This window comes from Microbacterium testaceum, from assembly GCF_029761935.1.
GTDB classification, from domain to species: Bacteria; Actinomycetota; Actinomycetes; order Actinomycetales; family Microbacteriaceae; genus Microbacterium; species Microbacterium testaceum_A.
The window spans coordinates 1,317,250-1,331,737 of record NZ_CP121699.1; the positions used below are offsets into that span (position 1 = coordinate 1,317,250).

10 protein-coding genes are annotated in these 14,488 nt (G+C 69.8%); 8 read left to right on the forward strand and 2 right to left on the reverse strand.

What is annotated here, in order from left to right:
* The first annotated feature begins 1 nt into the window (after nt 1).
* From QBE02_RS06500 to QBE02_RS06510, 3 genes are all read left to right on the forward strand, one after another.
* Nucleotides 2-1,402 carry an O-antigen ligase family protein gene (locus QBE02_RS06500; protein ID WP_279367588.1) on the forward strand — a complete coding sequence of 467 codons (1,401 nt, stop codon included), beginning with the start codon at nt 2-4 and terminating at the stop codon, nt 1,400-1,402.
* Nucleotides 1,403-1,499: 97 nt separating this feature from the next.
* Nucleotides 1,500-3,413, forward strand: a complete 1,914-nt coding sequence (locus QBE02_RS06505; RefSeq protein WP_279367590.1) for a glycosyltransferase — start codon at nt 1,500-1,502, stop codon at nt 3,411-3,413.
* Entirely contained in the window at nt 3,410-4,381 is a 972-nt protein-coding gene (locus tag QBE02_RS06510) for a glycosyltransferase family 2 protein (protein ID WP_279367591.1), read from the forward strand. The genes QBE02_RS06505 and QBE02_RS06510 overlap by 4 nt, the downstream gene beginning before the upstream one ends.
* A gap of 45 nt (nt 4,382-4,426) precedes the next feature.
* Here the strand turns inward: QBE02_RS06510 and QBE02_RS06515 are convergent, their stop codons facing one another.
* A complete protein-coding gene (locus tag QBE02_RS06515) occupies nt 4,427-6,469 on the reverse strand; it encodes an acyltransferase family protein (RefSeq protein WP_279367592.1) in 2,043 nt (680 codons plus the stop codon).
* A 7-nt stretch (nt 6,470-6,476) separates the two neighbouring features.
* Nucleotides 6,477-7,613, reverse strand: a complete 1,137-nt coding sequence (gene glf, locus QBE02_RS06520) for a UDP-galactopyranose mutase (protein WP_267786378.1) — start codon at nt 7,611-7,613, stop codon at nt 6,477-6,479.
* Nucleotides 7,614-7,779: 166 nt separating this feature from the next.
* Here glf and QBE02_RS06525 point away from each other — a divergent pair, with 166 nt between their 5' ends.
* From QBE02_RS06525 to QBE02_RS06545, 5 genes are read left to right on the forward strand one after another with little or no spacing between them, the layout of a single operon-like run.
* Nucleotides 7,780-9,696, forward strand: coding sequence for a DUF6541 family protein (locus QBE02_RS06525; RefSeq protein ID WP_279367593.1), 1,917 nt, complete (start codon nt 7,780-7,782; stop codon nt 9,694-9,696).
* A 1-nt stretch (nt 9,697) separates the two neighbouring features.
* On the forward strand, nt 9,698-10,894 hold the full coding sequence (locus tag QBE02_RS06530; RefSeq protein ID WP_279367594.1) for a glycosyltransferase family 4 protein: 1,197 nt from the start codon (nt 9,698-9,700) through the stop codon (nt 10,892-10,894).
* Nucleotides 10,891-12,087 carry a glycosyltransferase family 2 protein gene (locus QBE02_RS06535; protein WP_279367595.1) on the forward strand — a complete coding sequence of 399 codons (1,197 nt, stop codon included), beginning with the start codon at nt 10,891-10,893 and terminating at the stop codon, nt 12,085-12,087. Before QBE02_RS06530 ends, QBE02_RS06535 begins: the two co-directional genes overlap by 4 nt.
* On the forward strand, nt 12,087-13,214 hold the full coding sequence (locus QBE02_RS06540) for a glycosyltransferase family 4 protein (protein ID WP_279367596.1): 1,128 nt from the start codon (nt 12,087-12,089) through the stop codon (nt 13,212-13,214). The genes QBE02_RS06535 and QBE02_RS06540 overlap by 1 nt, the downstream gene beginning before the upstream one ends.
* Nucleotides 13,211-14,455, forward strand: coding sequence for a lipopolysaccharide biosynthesis protein (locus QBE02_RS06545; protein ID WP_279367597.1), 1,245 nt, complete (start codon nt 13,211-13,213; stop codon nt 14,453-14,455). The genes QBE02_RS06540 and QBE02_RS06545 overlap by 4 nt, the downstream gene beginning before the upstream one ends.
* Nucleotides 14,456-14,488 lie beyond the last annotated feature (33 nt).

Below are 14,488 nucleotides of genomic sequence, written 5' to 3' on the forward strand. Positions count from 1 at the left end.
CATGGCGATGCACACGAGTCACCCGGTGTCGGCGCTGCCGACGGCACCGGCGCGCGAGACGACCGGGCACCTGCTGCTCCGGGCCTGGTGCGTCCTCCTGCTCGTTCTCGCCCTGGGCGGTGTCGGCCTCGTGCATACCGTCGGACCGGCCGTGACCGCCGTGATCGTGGCGGCCAGCGCCGTCGTATCGGCGATCGTGTGGCTCGTGGTCCGCCCGCCCCTCGCCGTCCGGCGACTGCCGTGGATCGCCGCCGGCTACCTCGTCTGGGCGACCGCGTCGCTCGCGTGGAGCGCGTGGCCCGCGGCATCCGTCCTGACTCTCCTCCTGCTGTGGATCACGACCTTCCAGGGACTGTTCGTCGGCGCCGTCCTCACCTGGAGAGACGTCGTGCGGGCGATCGCGTCCGCCGCGAAGTGGGTGGTCGGACTCTCGCTCCTCTTCGAGATCGCGGTCGCCCTGATCGTCCGGGGACCGCTGCTCCCGGGATTCGCCGCGCCGACCGCAGGCGCGGATCCGGTCGCCCCCTGGTCCGACGGCGCCCTCCTCACGGGCGGCCGGATACAGGGGATCTACGGCGATGCCGACCTGTTGGCAGCCGTCATGCTCGTCGCCATCATCGTCTTCGGCGTGCGGCTGGCGGTGGGTGCGCCTCGGCGGGCCCTGCTCATCGTGTGGATCGCGGTGGCCGGATTCCTGTTCGTCCGCGCCGCGTCGATCACGGCCGTCATCGCCGCGGCCTTCGTCGCGCTCGTGCTGGGCACCGTGCTGGTCATGCGGACGGCCAAGCGCCCCGGCGAGCGCACGCGGTGGTACCTGCTCTACGCCGCGATCGGGCTCGGCGGCGCGGCGGCGCTGTGGTTCGGGCGCGACACGATCTTCGAGATGCTGGGCCGCGGCGCCGACCTCACCGGTCGCGAGGGCATCTGGGCCGACGTGCTCACCCGGGCCGACCAGCATCCGTTCATCGGCTGGGGGTTCTCGACGCCGTGGATCACGACGGAGCCGCTCATCGACGGCTGGATCGTCGATCAGGGGCAGATCGTCGCCCAGGCGCACGGCATGTGGCTCGACGCGTACCTGCAACTCGGCGGGGTGGGCGTGGCGCTGCTGGCGCTCGTGTACCTGGCCTACCTGTGGAGGTCGTGGTTCTTCGCCGTCGATCGCCCCCGGTGGGACCTACGAGCCGATCGCCCGCACTCTCCGCTCACGCTCCTGCCGACGCTCGTGGGCGCCCTCCTCGTCGTGCAAGGACTGACCGATTCGGGCCCCCTGCTGCTGTGGGGCTGGATGTTCGTGGTCCTGTTTGGCGCGAAGATCAAGCAGACGCCGCTCGTGGGGGTCGGCCCGAGCGAACAGAGCATCTCGATCGAACGCGGCGAACTGCAGCGCCCCGCGCCCTGACCGCCGAGCGTCGGACGCTCAGGGTGGCGCGGAGAGCGCCCGGTAGACTTGCGGCTGGCCGTCCGCGGCCGCGGCTCCTCGACCGAAAGATCTCTTCGTGACGTACACCCTGCAGAACGCCGTGCTGCCGCTCGACCGCGACCCCGACCTCCTCCCGTTGTACGTCGACCCCGAGACCTGGTCGACCATCGACGAGGAGCCGGTGCGGGTCACCAACGTCGCCCAGCTCAGCAACATCCTCGATCGCCACCGCGCCCGCATCGTCGCGGGTCGACGCGTGTCGTTCGGCACGTACTTCAACGCCTTCCCCGCCTCGTACTGGCAGCACTGGACGGCCGTGCGCCAGGTCCGCCTCACCGTGCACACCTCGGGGGATGCCACGGTGCTCGTCTACCGCTCGAACGGCGGCGGCACGAAGCAGCGCATCGAGACCCGTGAGGTGCGCGGCGACGCCGTCGCCACCTCGTTCGACCTCGTCCTCGATCAGTACAGCGACGGCGGCTGGATCTGGTTCGATGTCGCCGCCGACCACGCGGACGCCATGTTCGAGGGCGCCGAATGGACCACCGAGCAAGAGCCGGTCCGCGGCGGCAAGGCGAGCATCGGCGTCACGACCTACAACAAGCCCGATTACTGCGTCGAGACGCTGAAGGCCCTCGCCGACGCCCCCGACGTCCTCGACGTCGTCGACCGGGTGTTCATCATCGACCAGGGCACCGACCTGGTCGAGGCGCAGGACGCCTACCCGGAGGTGGCTGAGCGTCTGGGCGACACTCTCCAGGTGCTGCGGCAGCCCAACCTCGGCGGATCCGGCGGCTTCGCCCGCGCCATGGTCGAGACCCTCGCCCGCGAGGGGAGCGACTTCGTGCAGCTGCTCGACGACGACGTGCGCATCGAGCCGGAGTCGATCCGCCGCTCCGTGGTGTTCGGACGGTACGCCTCGGTGCCCACGATTGTCGGCGCCCACATGTTCGACCTGCTCGACCGCCCCAAGCTGCACGCCTGGGCCGAGGTCGTCGACGACGCCCCCTTCATGTGGCGCGCGCTGTACCAGGAGCGCCTCCCCCACGACTTCAGCGTCGCCAATCTTCGCCAGAGCCCCCTGCTGCACATGCGGCTCGACGCCGATTACAACGGCTGGTGGATGTGCCTCATCCCCACCAGCATCCTGGGCGAGATCGGCCTGTCGCTCCCCGCCTTCATCAAGTGGGACGACGCGGAGTTCTGCGTCCGGGCTCGCGATGCCGGCTACCCCACGGTCTCCATGCCCGGCGTCGCGCTCTGGCACGTGTCGTGGCTGGGTAAGGACGACTCGATCGACTGGCAGGCGTATTTCCACGCGCGCAACCGCATCGTCGCCGCCCTCTTGCACTCGCGATCGCCGCTGGGCGGAACGCTAATCCGGCACAGCCGTCGCGTCGACCTCAAGCACCTCATGATGATGCAGTACTACCCGGTTGAATTGCGTCACCGCGCGCTCCGTGACGTGCTCTCCGGCCCCGATCACATGCGCGCGAACCTCGCCACCGCGATGCCCGAGGCCCGACTGGTGGCGAAGAAGCACGCCGAGACCGTTGTACACAAGGACTCCGGCGTCCCCCTGCGCTCGCGTCGGGGACGCCAGGTCTTCAAGCGCCTGAAAAAGCACGAGTTCGACAGTCCGACCGGCTTGTCGCTGCGCACCTTTACGCTGCGCACGCTGGTGTCGCACTGGTTCCACACCCCCCAGCCCGAGAACGTCGCGCAGCCCGAGGTCGAGTTCGGCAAGGGCGATGCGAACTGGTGGCGTGTCCCGCTCTACGACAGCGCGCTGGTCAGCGCCGCCGACGGGTCGGGCAAGAACATCTACACGCGCGACCGCGCAATGTTCCGCCGCATGCTCATCGACAGCTGGAAGCTGCACCGCCGCCTCCAGCGCGAATGGCCCCGCCTGTCCCGTCAGTACCGCCGCGCCCTACCCGACCTCGTCTCTGAGGCGAATTGGCGCGCGACCTTCGAGGAGCGTTCGTGACCACGGCCCCGTTCGACGCGAAGACCGCGACCATCGTCGTGGTCACCTACAACCGCACGCACCTGCTGACGCGATTGCTGGAGAGCATCGAGCGCATGGACCCGGCGCCCGGTCACCTCGTCGTGATCGACAACGCCTCGACCGACGACACGACCGCGGTGGTCGAGTCGTTCCGCGACCGCCTGCCCACCGAGCTGGTCTACCGCCGCCTCGAGACGAACACCGGTGGTTCCGGGGGCTTCAGCGAGGGCATGCGCGTCGCCTACGAACTCGGGTCCGAGTGGATTTGGCTCATGGACGACGACGTCGAGGTGGTCACCGACGGGCTCGCACGCATGGGCCACTGGACGCCGCGTTTCCGCAGCATCCAGGGCCGTCGGTACGACTACGACGGCAGCGAGTTCTACTGGCAGTACCGGGTGGCCGAGTCGCTGGCGATTCCCATCCCCTTCGCTCCGGCGGATTTCGACGACTCCGGCTTCAAGCCGATGAACTCGGGCTGCTTCGAGGGCATGTTCATCCACCGCGACATCGTGGCCAAGATCGGCCTGCCCGATCCGCGCTTTTTCATCTACTGGGACGACCAGCTCTACGGGTGGTTGGCCTCACGTCAGACGCCCTCGGTCATCGTGAACGAGTTCGTGCTGCGTCGCACGCGCGAGATCAAGCAGTGGGACATGGGTATCCGGCACATGAACGCCTCGAGCGACGCGTACCGGTACTACATCATGCGCAACCGCGCCTACCTGCAGAAGTACTACCGCGCGCTCGGCGTCTACCGCGCGCTGCCCTTCACCCTCGGCACGACGCTCACCTTCGTCAAGGAACTCATCCGCCTCGCCGTCGTCGAGCGCAAGATCACCGGCACGAGCCACCTCTTCCGCGGACTCCGCGACGGCCGGCGCATCCTGCGCGACGCGTCGTGGAAGCCCATGCCGCCGCTGGAGCAGTCGCAGCCAGTCAGCTGAACCGATCGCGCGGCTCGACGCGGGGCACGCTCTTGCGCGCCCCGCTCAGCCGATCGTGCCCGGGAGCTGCTCGGCCAGCGACGGACTCAACGTGCGTGCGTAGAGGCGGCTCAGGTGGTTGTCGTCCCGGTACACGGCGACATTCCCGATCTCGCCGACGCACAGGTCATCGGGGCAGATCCACGGCGTGAGGTCGAGGAGGTGAAAATCGGCGCGGTCGAGATCGTCGGCGGGGTTCCGGTCGGCGAGCGACGCCGACCGCGGAACGGCGCAGTCGAGCGGGTCTTCCGATGCGACGACGCAGTCGTACATGTTGAACGCGAAGCGCGGGTTATCCCGCACCCCCAACACCGGCACCCCTGCGCCGTCCATCCGGTCCAGGAAGCGTTCGATGCCCGGACGCAAACGCTCGTCGTCCTCGCCGGCATCAGACCGGGTCACCACGGTCAGCGCCGCATCGGGCCGCACCCGTTCGACGAGCTCGATTGCCGCCTCGCGCCACCCGTCGCACCGCTCGTCCATTCCCGGCTCGTCGAGCCCCATCGAGCATCCACCCTTGACGAGGAAGACCACGCCCCATCCGTTCGCCTCGGCCACCGGAAGCAGGGCGGCCGTGATCTGTTGAGCGTGCGAGTCCCCGATCACGGCGACCGTGTGACGAGCCCGAGGAGTGCCGGAGGTCTCGGAGCAGGTCCCCCGCAACTCCTCGATGTCATTCGCCCACTCCGCCGAGCACTCGCGGTCCAGATGGACCCACTCGTCGTCGATGAGGGACGGCAGGGGAAGCAGCGGGGCATCGGCGGGAGGCTTGGCCAGCGAAGGATCGCGCAGGACTGCAGCTCCGGGGTTGGCCTGTAGCGCCCTCGCCTCGATCGCCCGCTCCTGCACCCACGTCGCGGTCTGCCAGGTGCCGACCGGAACGGCGACGATCGCGACAGCGACCGCGAGAACCGCGACCGGCACCAGCGGGGAGCTGTCGCCGCGTCGCCAGGCGCGAACAGGACGGTCGACGGCCCACGTCAGAAGACGAGCGAGCAGCAGCGAGAGCGCGATGATCCCCGCCCCGCCGACCAGGCCCACCTCGGTGCGGCCGTTGACGATGAGGAAGGTGACCAGGATCGGCCAGTGGACCAGGTACAGCGCGTACGCGTCGCGACCGATCGCCTGCAGTGGTCGCGAAGAAAGCAGCGCGGCGAGGGAGAACCGGCCGGTCTCGCCCGAGCCCGACACGACGACCGCCGCCGCGCACAGCACGGGCCACAGCGCGAGGAACCCGGGGAACCCGCCTTGGACGTCGAGCACGGCGCCGAGGACGAGCAGGCCGGCCAGCCCGGCCCATCCCACGAGCGTGCGCGCCACCCTCCCGAGACGCACGTGGGGCAGGGCGACGACCAGCAACGACCCCGCGGCGAACTCCCACAGCCGCGCCCCCGTGTCGAAGTACGCCAGCTGCTGAGCCGAGGCGGTGCGGACGACGGAGTAGACGAAAGAGATCACGAACACCGCGCCGAAGACCACACCGACCACACGGTCGGGCGACCATCCGCGACGTCGGACCACGATCTGGCAGCCCCAGAGCAGGAGCACCCACAGCACGAAGGCCTGCCCCTGCACCGACATCGACCAGAAATGCTGGAGCGGGCTCGGGACGTCGGTGCGGGCGTAGTAGTCCACCGACTCGGATGCCAGCAGCCAGTTCTGCACGTACCCCAGCGAAGCCCACGCCTGCTCGGCGACCGAACGCCGCATCGCCTCGGGATACACCGCCCACACCACGGCCAGGATGCCGACCAGGGTCACGGCAGCCGCCGGGAGCAGGCGGCGGAACACACCGAGCAGGTGTCGGATCGGACGGACCGGAGCCGGGCCCGCCATCCGACGAACGAAACCGCGGGTGAGGAAGAACGCCGACAGCATCAAGAAGACGTCGACGCCGCCCGAGACCCGCCCGAACCAGACGTGGTACGACACCACCAGGAGGATCGCGACGGCGCGCAGACCGTCGATGTCGCGACGGTACGCCCAACGCCCCTCCGCCGGCCGCTGGAGGGGCACGGGACGGGTGGGCGACCCGAGGGTCAGATGCACGACGACGTCACGCGAGCTGGTTGTTCCACATCGAGAGGGCGGAACCGATGGCCATGTGCATGTCGAGGTACTGGTAGGTGCCGAGGCGACCGCCGAAGTGCACGTCCCGCTCCCCCTTGGTCAGCTCGCGGTAAGCGAGCAGGCCGGCGCGATCGTCGGCGGTGTTGACCGGGTAGTACGGCTCGTCCGCGCGCGTCGCGAAGCGCGAGTACTCGCGCACGACGACCGTCTTGTCGGTCGGGTATCGATCGGCGCGCTCGGGGTGGAAGTGCTTGAACTCGTGGATGCGGGTGTACGGCACGTCGGCGTCGGCGTAGTTCATCACGCTGGTGCCCTGGAAGTCGCCGATCGGCAGGACCTCCTGCTCGAAGTCGAGCGTGCGCCACGACAGCTCACCCTCGGCGTAGTCGAAGTAGCGGTCCACCGGTCCGGTGTAGACCACGGGCACCTGCCCGACGGTCGCCTTCTTGTTCAGCGGCTGCGACTCGTCGAAGTAATCGGTCGAGAGCTTCACGTCGATGTTCGGGTGATCCGCCATGCGCTCCAGCCACGCGGTGTAGCCGTCGACGGGCAGACCCTCCCACGTGTCGTTGAAGTAGCGGTTGTCGTAGGTGTAGCGAACGGGCAGGCGCGAGATGACCTCGGCGGGCAGGTCCTTCGGATCGGTCTGCCACTGCTTCGCGGTGTAGTCGCGGATGAACGCCTCGTACAGGGGCCGACCGATCAGGGCGATCCCGCGTTCCTCGAGGTTCGCGGCATCCTTCGCATCGAACTCCCCGGCGAGCTCGTGCACGAGCGCGCGTGCCTGGTCGGGCGTGTATGCGGCTTGGAAGAACTGGTTGATGGTGCCGAGGTTGATCGGCAGGGGGAAGACCACGTTCTTGTGGGTCGTGTACACGCGGTGCACGTAGTTCGTGAACTGCGTGAAGCGGTTGACGTACTCCCACACCGTCGGGTTGGAGGTGTGGAAGAGGTGAGCACCGTACTGGTGCACCTCGATACCCGTCTCGGGTTCGTCCGCCGAGTAGGCGTTGCCGCCGATGTGGTGACGGCGGTCGATGACCGTGACCTTGCGGCCCGCGGCGGCGGCACGCTCGGCGATGGTGAGGCCGAAGAAGCCGGAACCGACGATGAGGAGGTCCATGAAAGCAGCGTCTTTCGTGTCGAGAGATGGGGCACGACCCCGCGGGAGACGTCCGCTCGATACTACCCGGGGCGCATCCGAGCCCCCGCGGCCGCGCTCAGCGGCCCCGCAGAGACCGTCCGATACGATGGCGTGTCGAAACGGCCGCAGACGGAGACGGAATTGCATGGGTGACTGGATCAGCGCGATTCCGGCGTACGTCGCGGTCGCTGCGGTCCTGATCATCCCCGGCGCGGCCGTGGTCGTCGCAGGCTGGGGCTGGCGGAGCCCTCAGCGCCTGCTCCTCGCCCCGGCCATCTCGGTCACGATCGCCGCCGCCGCGGCATCCGTCGCTCCCCTCGTGGGTCTGCGGTGGAACCTGATCCCCCTCGCCCTGGTCACGCTCCTGGTCGTCGGCATCGCGCTCGTCCTCCGCCGCTTCGCCGGGGTCGATGCCGCTCCCGCCGCACGCCGGACCGGCCTGGTCGCGCTGCTGTCGCTGGTGGCGACGGCGCTCGTCAGCGCCGTCATGTTCGCTCGAGCCTTCGGCGCTCCCGGCAACATCGCGCAGCGCTTCGACAACATCGTCCACCTGAACGCGATCGCTCTCGGCCTGCGAAACGGCAGCGCTTCGCCGTTCCAAATCGGGTCAACCTCCGACATCGGCTTCTATCCAAACGCCTGGCACGCCCTCACCACCCTCGGCGCCGAGTTGACGGGCGCGAGCGTCCCCGTCGCGGTGAACGGGTCGAACCTGGCGATCGTGTCGATCCTCTGGCCCGCCTCGGTCATGGCTCTCGCCGGAGCATTCTTCGCTCAGCGGCGCACCGCCTATGTCGTCTCCGCCGCGCTGTCGACGGGGTTCGGGGCTTTCCCCGCCCTGTTCTTCAACTGGGGCGTGCTGTACCCCAACCTCGTCGGTTACGCGATGCTCCCCGCGGCCCTCGCGGTCATCGTGACGATGCTGCCAGAGCGCGGCACGCCCGCCCTGGTGCGCTCGGCTCTCCTCGTCGCCCTGCTGGCCGGCGGGACCTTCCTCGGCCACCCCAACGCGTTCCTGAGTCTGTTGTTCTTCGCCGCCGCCGTCGTGGTCACCACCTTCGCGGTGCGCGCGATCACCGAACGCACCCGCGGAGCTCTTCTCGGGCTGTTTATCTCGGTCGTCGCTTTCGCCGTGGCGATGGCGGGCACCGTCGCGGTCTTCCGCACGGGGGCCGAGCACTCGGGCTGGGCCCCGTGGCAGCAGCTGTCGCAGTCGCTCGGCGAGGGCCTGTTCGCCGCGCCCCGCGGGTTCACCCCGACCGTGGTCGCATCCCTGCTGCTCATCGCCGGTTTCGTCGCCGTCGCCCGTCGCCCGCGCCTGCTGACGGTGCTGGCTCCCTTCGCCGTCGCGGTGACGCTTTTCGCTGTGGCCTCGGGCCTGCGCATCGACAGTCCCCTGCGTCAGCTGCTCACCAACCCCTGGTACAACGACTCGAACCGGCTCGCCGCGCTCCTGCCGCTGGTGGCCATCCCCGTCGCTACCCTCGGCGCTCTCGCGATCGTCGATCTCGTCCGAGCGGGGGTTCGCGGTCGACGCGTGCCGGGATGGCTCCACGTCGGCGCCGTCGCTGTCGGTGTCGCCTCCGTGTTCTCGGTGGCCGTCGGCCCGAACGTCCGCATCGCGCTCAGCCAGGTGCACGAGGCGTACGCCTACACCGACAGCTCCCTGATCCTGTCGTCCGACGAAGAGGCCCTGCTCGACCGCCTCGACGACGAGACGCCCCCCGACGCGCTCATCGCCGGGAGCCCCCGGACGGGTACCTCCCTCGCGCTCGCCTTCGCAGACCGCCAGGTGACCCAGAAGCACGTCTTCGGAAACCCCTCCCCCGAGGTGCTCTTCCTCAACGCGCATCTTCGCGACATCGACTCCGACCCGGCCGTGTGCCGCACCGTCGACCAGCTCGGCGTCGACTACGTGCTCGACTTCGGCACGCAGGACGTCATCGATCCCGCGGGCGCCGCGGCCTACAGCGGCATCCAGGACCTCACTCCCGGCACGCACCTCGTGCTCGTGGACTCCCAGGGCCCCGCCGCGCGGCTGTTCCGCATCGAGGGGTGCTGACGTGTCGCGCGCCTCGACCGTGGCGGTCGCCTACGACTGCCTGTTCCCGTACTCCACGGGCGGCGGCGAGCGACAGTACCGTGCCTTCGCCGACGAGCTGGGCCGCACGGGCCTCGACGTCGACTACCTGACCGCCGTGCAGTGGGACGGGGCCGCTCCGCGCGAGGACCGTTTCCGCATCGTGCCGGTCACCGGTCGCCTTTCGCTCTACTCGTCCGACGGAGTGCGGCGAATCCCCGCTGCGCTTCGCTACGCGGCACGACTGTTCGGTGCGCTGGCGCGTCGCCGCCGTCGCTACGCGGCCGTCATCGTGAGCGGTCTCCCGATCTTCAACGTGTTCGCCGCCCGACTGGCCCTGCTCGGTTCGGGCACGCGCCTCGTCGTGGACTACCTCGAAGTGTGGCATCGACGTCAGTGGATCGAGTATTCGGGTCTCGTCACCGGGACGATCGCCTGGGCCCTCCAGCGCGTGGCCATAGCGATCACACCGCTGGCGACCTGCCATTCGCAGCTCTCGGCCACCCGTCTGAGACGTGAGGGGCTGCGTCGCGCCCCTCTGGTCAGTCCCGGACTGATCGACGGCGCCGTCGAGGTGGGGGTCCCATCGCCGGCCGCTACTCCGCCCTACGTCCTCTACGCCGGTCGCCACATCCCCGACAAGCGCGTGGACGTCCTCCCCGCCGCGATCGCCGCGGCCCGCGAGCACATTCCCGACCTGCGCCTCGTGATCCTCGGCACCGGCCCCAGCTCCGAAGCCGTCCGGGCCGAAGTCCGCCGCGTGGGCGGGGAGTCGTGGACCGACTTCCCCGGCTTCGTGTCCGAGGCCGAGCTGGACCGCCTCATGCACGGCGCCCTGGCCCTCGCGAATCCCTCGCGCCGCGAGGGGTACGGTCTCGTCGTCGTCGAGGCGAACGCGCACGGCACCCCCGTCGTCCTCGTCGCCGACGAGGGCAACGCGGCTACCGAACTTATCGAAGACGGCGTCAACGGCGTCGTCTCGCCCACCACTCGACCCGCCGACCTCGCCCGGGCCATCCGGGACGTCGCCGACGGAGGTGACGACCTGCGCCGCTCTTCGCGCGCCTGGTACGACACCGCCGTCGGCACCCGAACCATCCGCCGCACCGTGGAAGGCATCCTCTCGGCACTGCCGCTGCCGAGCCCCGCCACGGTGAAGACGAAAGAAGACAGCCCGTGACCACTCCCGCACCGTCCGACCTCGAGTTGACGATCCTCATGCCCTGCCTCAACGAGGTGGAGACGCTGGAGGTCTGCATCCGCAAAGCGCAGGGCTTCCTCGAGCGCAGCGGCATCCAGGGAGAGATCCTCATCTCCGACAACGGGAGCACCGACGGCTCGCAGGCCCTCGCCGAGGGTCTCGGTGCGCGGGTCTCGCACGCCCCGCGCCGTGGCTACGGCGCCGCGCTCATCAACGGCATCGAGACGGCCCGCGGTCGGTACATCATCATGGCCGACGCCGACGACAGCTACGACTTCGAGAACCTCGAGCCCTTCGTCGAGCGCCTGCGCGCGGGCGCCGACCTCGTCATGGGCAACCGGTTCCGCGGCGGAATCGAGCCGGGTGCCATGCCCCCGCTGCACAAGTACCTCGGTAACCCCGTCCTGTCATTCATTGGCGAGCTGTTCTTCAAGCCCGGCATCCGCGACTTCCACTGCGGCCTGCGCGGCTTCAACCGCGCCCGCATTCGCGAGCTCGACCTGCAGACCACGGGAATGGAGTTCGCCTCCGAGATGGTGGTGCGCGCCTCGCTGGCCCGCTTCCGCATCGAAGAGGTGCCAACAACTCTGAAGAAGGACGGGCGCTCGCGTCCGCCGCACCTGCGCAGCTGGCACGACGGGTGGCGCCACCTCCGCTTCCTCCTGCTGTTCGCTCCCCGCTGGCTCTTCGTCTACCCGGGATTGGTGGCCTTCTTCTTCGGCGCCATCGCGGTCGGCGTGCTGTCGTTCGGTGGTGTCCGCATCGGCGACGTGGGCTTCGACGTGACGACCATGGTCTACGCGAGCGCGCTGTGCGTGATCGGGTTCCAGTCCCTGCTGTTCTTCTGGTTGACCAAGCTCTATGCCACGCAGGAGGGGTTCCTCCCCACGAGCGAGAGATACCGGCGGATTGTGGCGAAGTGGTCGGCCGAGCGCGGTCTGCTGATCGGTGTGGGCCTGTTCTTCCTCGGCATCGTCATCGGCATCGTGCAGGTAGCACTCTGGGGCAATCTCGACTTCGGCGCGCAGAACGCGGCCCAGGCCGTGCGCATCGCCGTACCCAGCGCGCTGCTGATCATCCTCGGCTTCCAGACCGCGATGATGAGTTTCTTCTCGGGCGTGCTGACCACGCCCCGGCGCGAGCAGCGCCCCGAAGCCGTCATCGAGAGCTGATGGCCGACCGCCGCATCCTCGTCGATCTCCTGGGATTCACCGGCTCGCGCGGGGGCACCGAGACCTACGTCCGCGAGCTGCTCCCCCGCATCGCCGCTTTTCTGCCCGACACGCGCTTCGCCGCGCTCACCGGGCGCGACGGCACCGACCGCGTGTCGGCGTTCTTCCCCGGCCACGTGCAGACGGTGTCGTGGGTGGGTTCCGACCCGGCGACGTGGGCTCTGGGCGCGGTCGCCGCGACCGATCTGCTCGCTCGGCGGGGGCGCGCCGATCTCGTGTGGGCGCCGGCGAATTTCGGTCCCGTCTTCCGCGGTGTCCCCCGGGTCGTCACCGTGCACGACGCGATCTACGACGAGGTGCCCGGCGGTCTCGCCCAGCGGGCGCAGCGGAGCGCGACCTCTCTTCTCATGCGCCGCTCGGCGCAGACGGCCGACCGGGTCGTGACGGTCTCGCACGCCGCCGCCGACAGCATCGGGCGCTTCCTCGGCGTTCCGGCCTCGCGGATCGCGGTCGTGCACAACGGCAGCTCGGAGCCGGCTCCGGTCGCCGCACCGGGCGGCATCCTGTCGGCTCTGGCCCTTCCCGCGGATCGCCCGGTCCTGTTCAGCGTCGGCAACCGCATGCCGCACAAGAACTTCCCGGGGCTGCTCCGCGCCCTCGCGACCATAGCGCCCGCCGAACGACCCGTGACCGTCATCGCCGGCAGCACGCTGCCCGACCCGCTCGCCGACGACGTCGCCCGGCTGGGCCTGGAGCGCGACGTGATCCTGCCCGGCTGGGTCAGCGACGAGCAGCTCGAGGCGCTCTACCAGGCCGCCGCCCTCTACGTCTGCCCCTCCCTCGCCGAGGGCTTCGGCCTCCCCGTCGTCGATGCACTGCGCCGGCGCGTTCCCGTCCTCGCCCACGATGTCCCCGTCCTGCGGGAGGTCGGTGGCGACGCTGCTCGCTACGCCGATGCACGGGATGCCGACACCTTCGGCGCCGCGATCACGGTGGCGCTGCGGGCTCCCGTCGATGACGTCGCGCGCGCGGACGCGCAGCGGTGGGCGTCGCGGTTCACGTGGGATGCCGCCGCCGAGGCGACCGCGGGAGTGCTCGACTCCGTCGCCGCGGGAGCGCGACGATGACCGCCGCGCCCTCCATGAAGCGGCGCCTGCTCGGCTTCCTGCTCATTCCCGCGATCGCGGCCCTCTCACCGCTGATCGCCCTTCCGGCCGTGACCGCCATCGCCGGTCCATCCGGGTGGGCGAGCGCGATCGCGGGCGAGTCCATCGGCACCTTCGCGGCCATCGCGATCGGCTGGGGATGGGCCACCGTCGGACCGGCCCTCATCTCGATCGCCGGCGACGACGACGAGCGGGCCCGCCTGTATCGGGAATCGATCGCCGTGCGCCTGTCGATCTCGGTGATCGCCCTCCCCGCGCTCGCCGTCATCTGCTGGTTCGTCGCGTCGCCCGGTTCGGAATGGCTCACCATCCTGATGGGCATGCAGGGCGCTCTGATCGCCCTGTCGTTCACCTGGTTCTGCGCGGGCGTCGGCGACCCGCGCACGATCGTGATCTTCGACGCAGCGCCCCGCCTTTTGGCGAACCTCGCGGCGGCCGGTCTGGTCCTGACCACCGGGGTCGTGGTCCTCTACCCGCTCGCGGGCATCGTGGTCACCCTCGTCGGCACCTCGATCTTCACGGTGCGACTGCTGCGGCGGCATCCGGGATCCTGGCCCCGCGTGCGCGACCTGCCTCGCCTCCTCCGGGCGAACCTCGCCGTCGCGTTGAACGACGCGGGCCTGAGCGGATACTCGAGCGTTCCGGCCCCGGTGGTCAACGTCACCGCGATCCCGTCCGCTGCGGCCGGGTACGCGACGGCCGATAAGATGCTCAAGCTCGGGCAGTTCATCCCGATGACGCTCGCCAACGCGCTGCAGGCCTGGGTGGGTGAGGCGCACGGGCACCACCGCGGGCGTCGCATGAGCATGTCGATCGGCCTGTCGGCGGTGGCCGGGCTGCTGGGGTGGGCGGGCCTGGCGCTCGTCGGCCCCTGGCTGACCCAGACGTACCTGCCCGCCGCTCCCGCCCCCTTCGACATCCTGTTCGTCATGGGCCTCGTGTTCTTCTTCTTCTCCGTCCGCACCGCCGTCGCCCGCCTCGTGCTTTTCCCCGCCGGGCAGGCATCCGCGGTCATGCGTGCCACGCTGATCGCCACGGCCGCAGGGATCCCCCTCATGATCGGTCTCGGCATCGCGTGGGGCCCGATCGGCGCGGCCCTCGGCTACGCGTTCACCGAGGGAGCCGCAGCTCTCCTGCTCACTCGCCGCTGCCTGCGCGTGCTGCACGACCTGCGCCACACCCCCGCCGAGGCCGCGGCGTGAGCCCTCACGCCGCACGCCCCCACGAAAGGACCG

Excerpts from the sequence above, each read along its gene's own strand:
- QBE02_RS06500 (WP_279367588.1), top strand. The coding sequence starts at position 2 with ATGGCGATGCACACGAGTCACCCGGTGTCGGCGCTGCCGACGGCACCG.
- QBE02_RS06525 (WP_279367593.1), top strand. The coding sequence starts at position 7,780 with ATGGGTGACTGGATCAGCGCGATTCCGGCGTACGTCGCGGTCGCTGCG.
- QBE02_RS06545 (WP_279367597.1), top strand. The coding sequence starts at position 13,211 with ATGACCGCCGCGCCCTCCATGAAGCGGCGCCTGCTCGGCTTCCTGCTC.
- glf (WP_267786378.1), bottom strand. The coding sequence starts at position 7,613 with ATGGACCTCCTCATCGTCGGTTCCGGCTTCTTCGGCCTCACCATCGCC.
- QBE02_RS06540 (WP_279367596.1), top strand. The coding sequence starts at position 12,087 with ATGGCCGACCGCCGCATCCTCGTCGATCTCCTGGGATTCACCGGCTCG.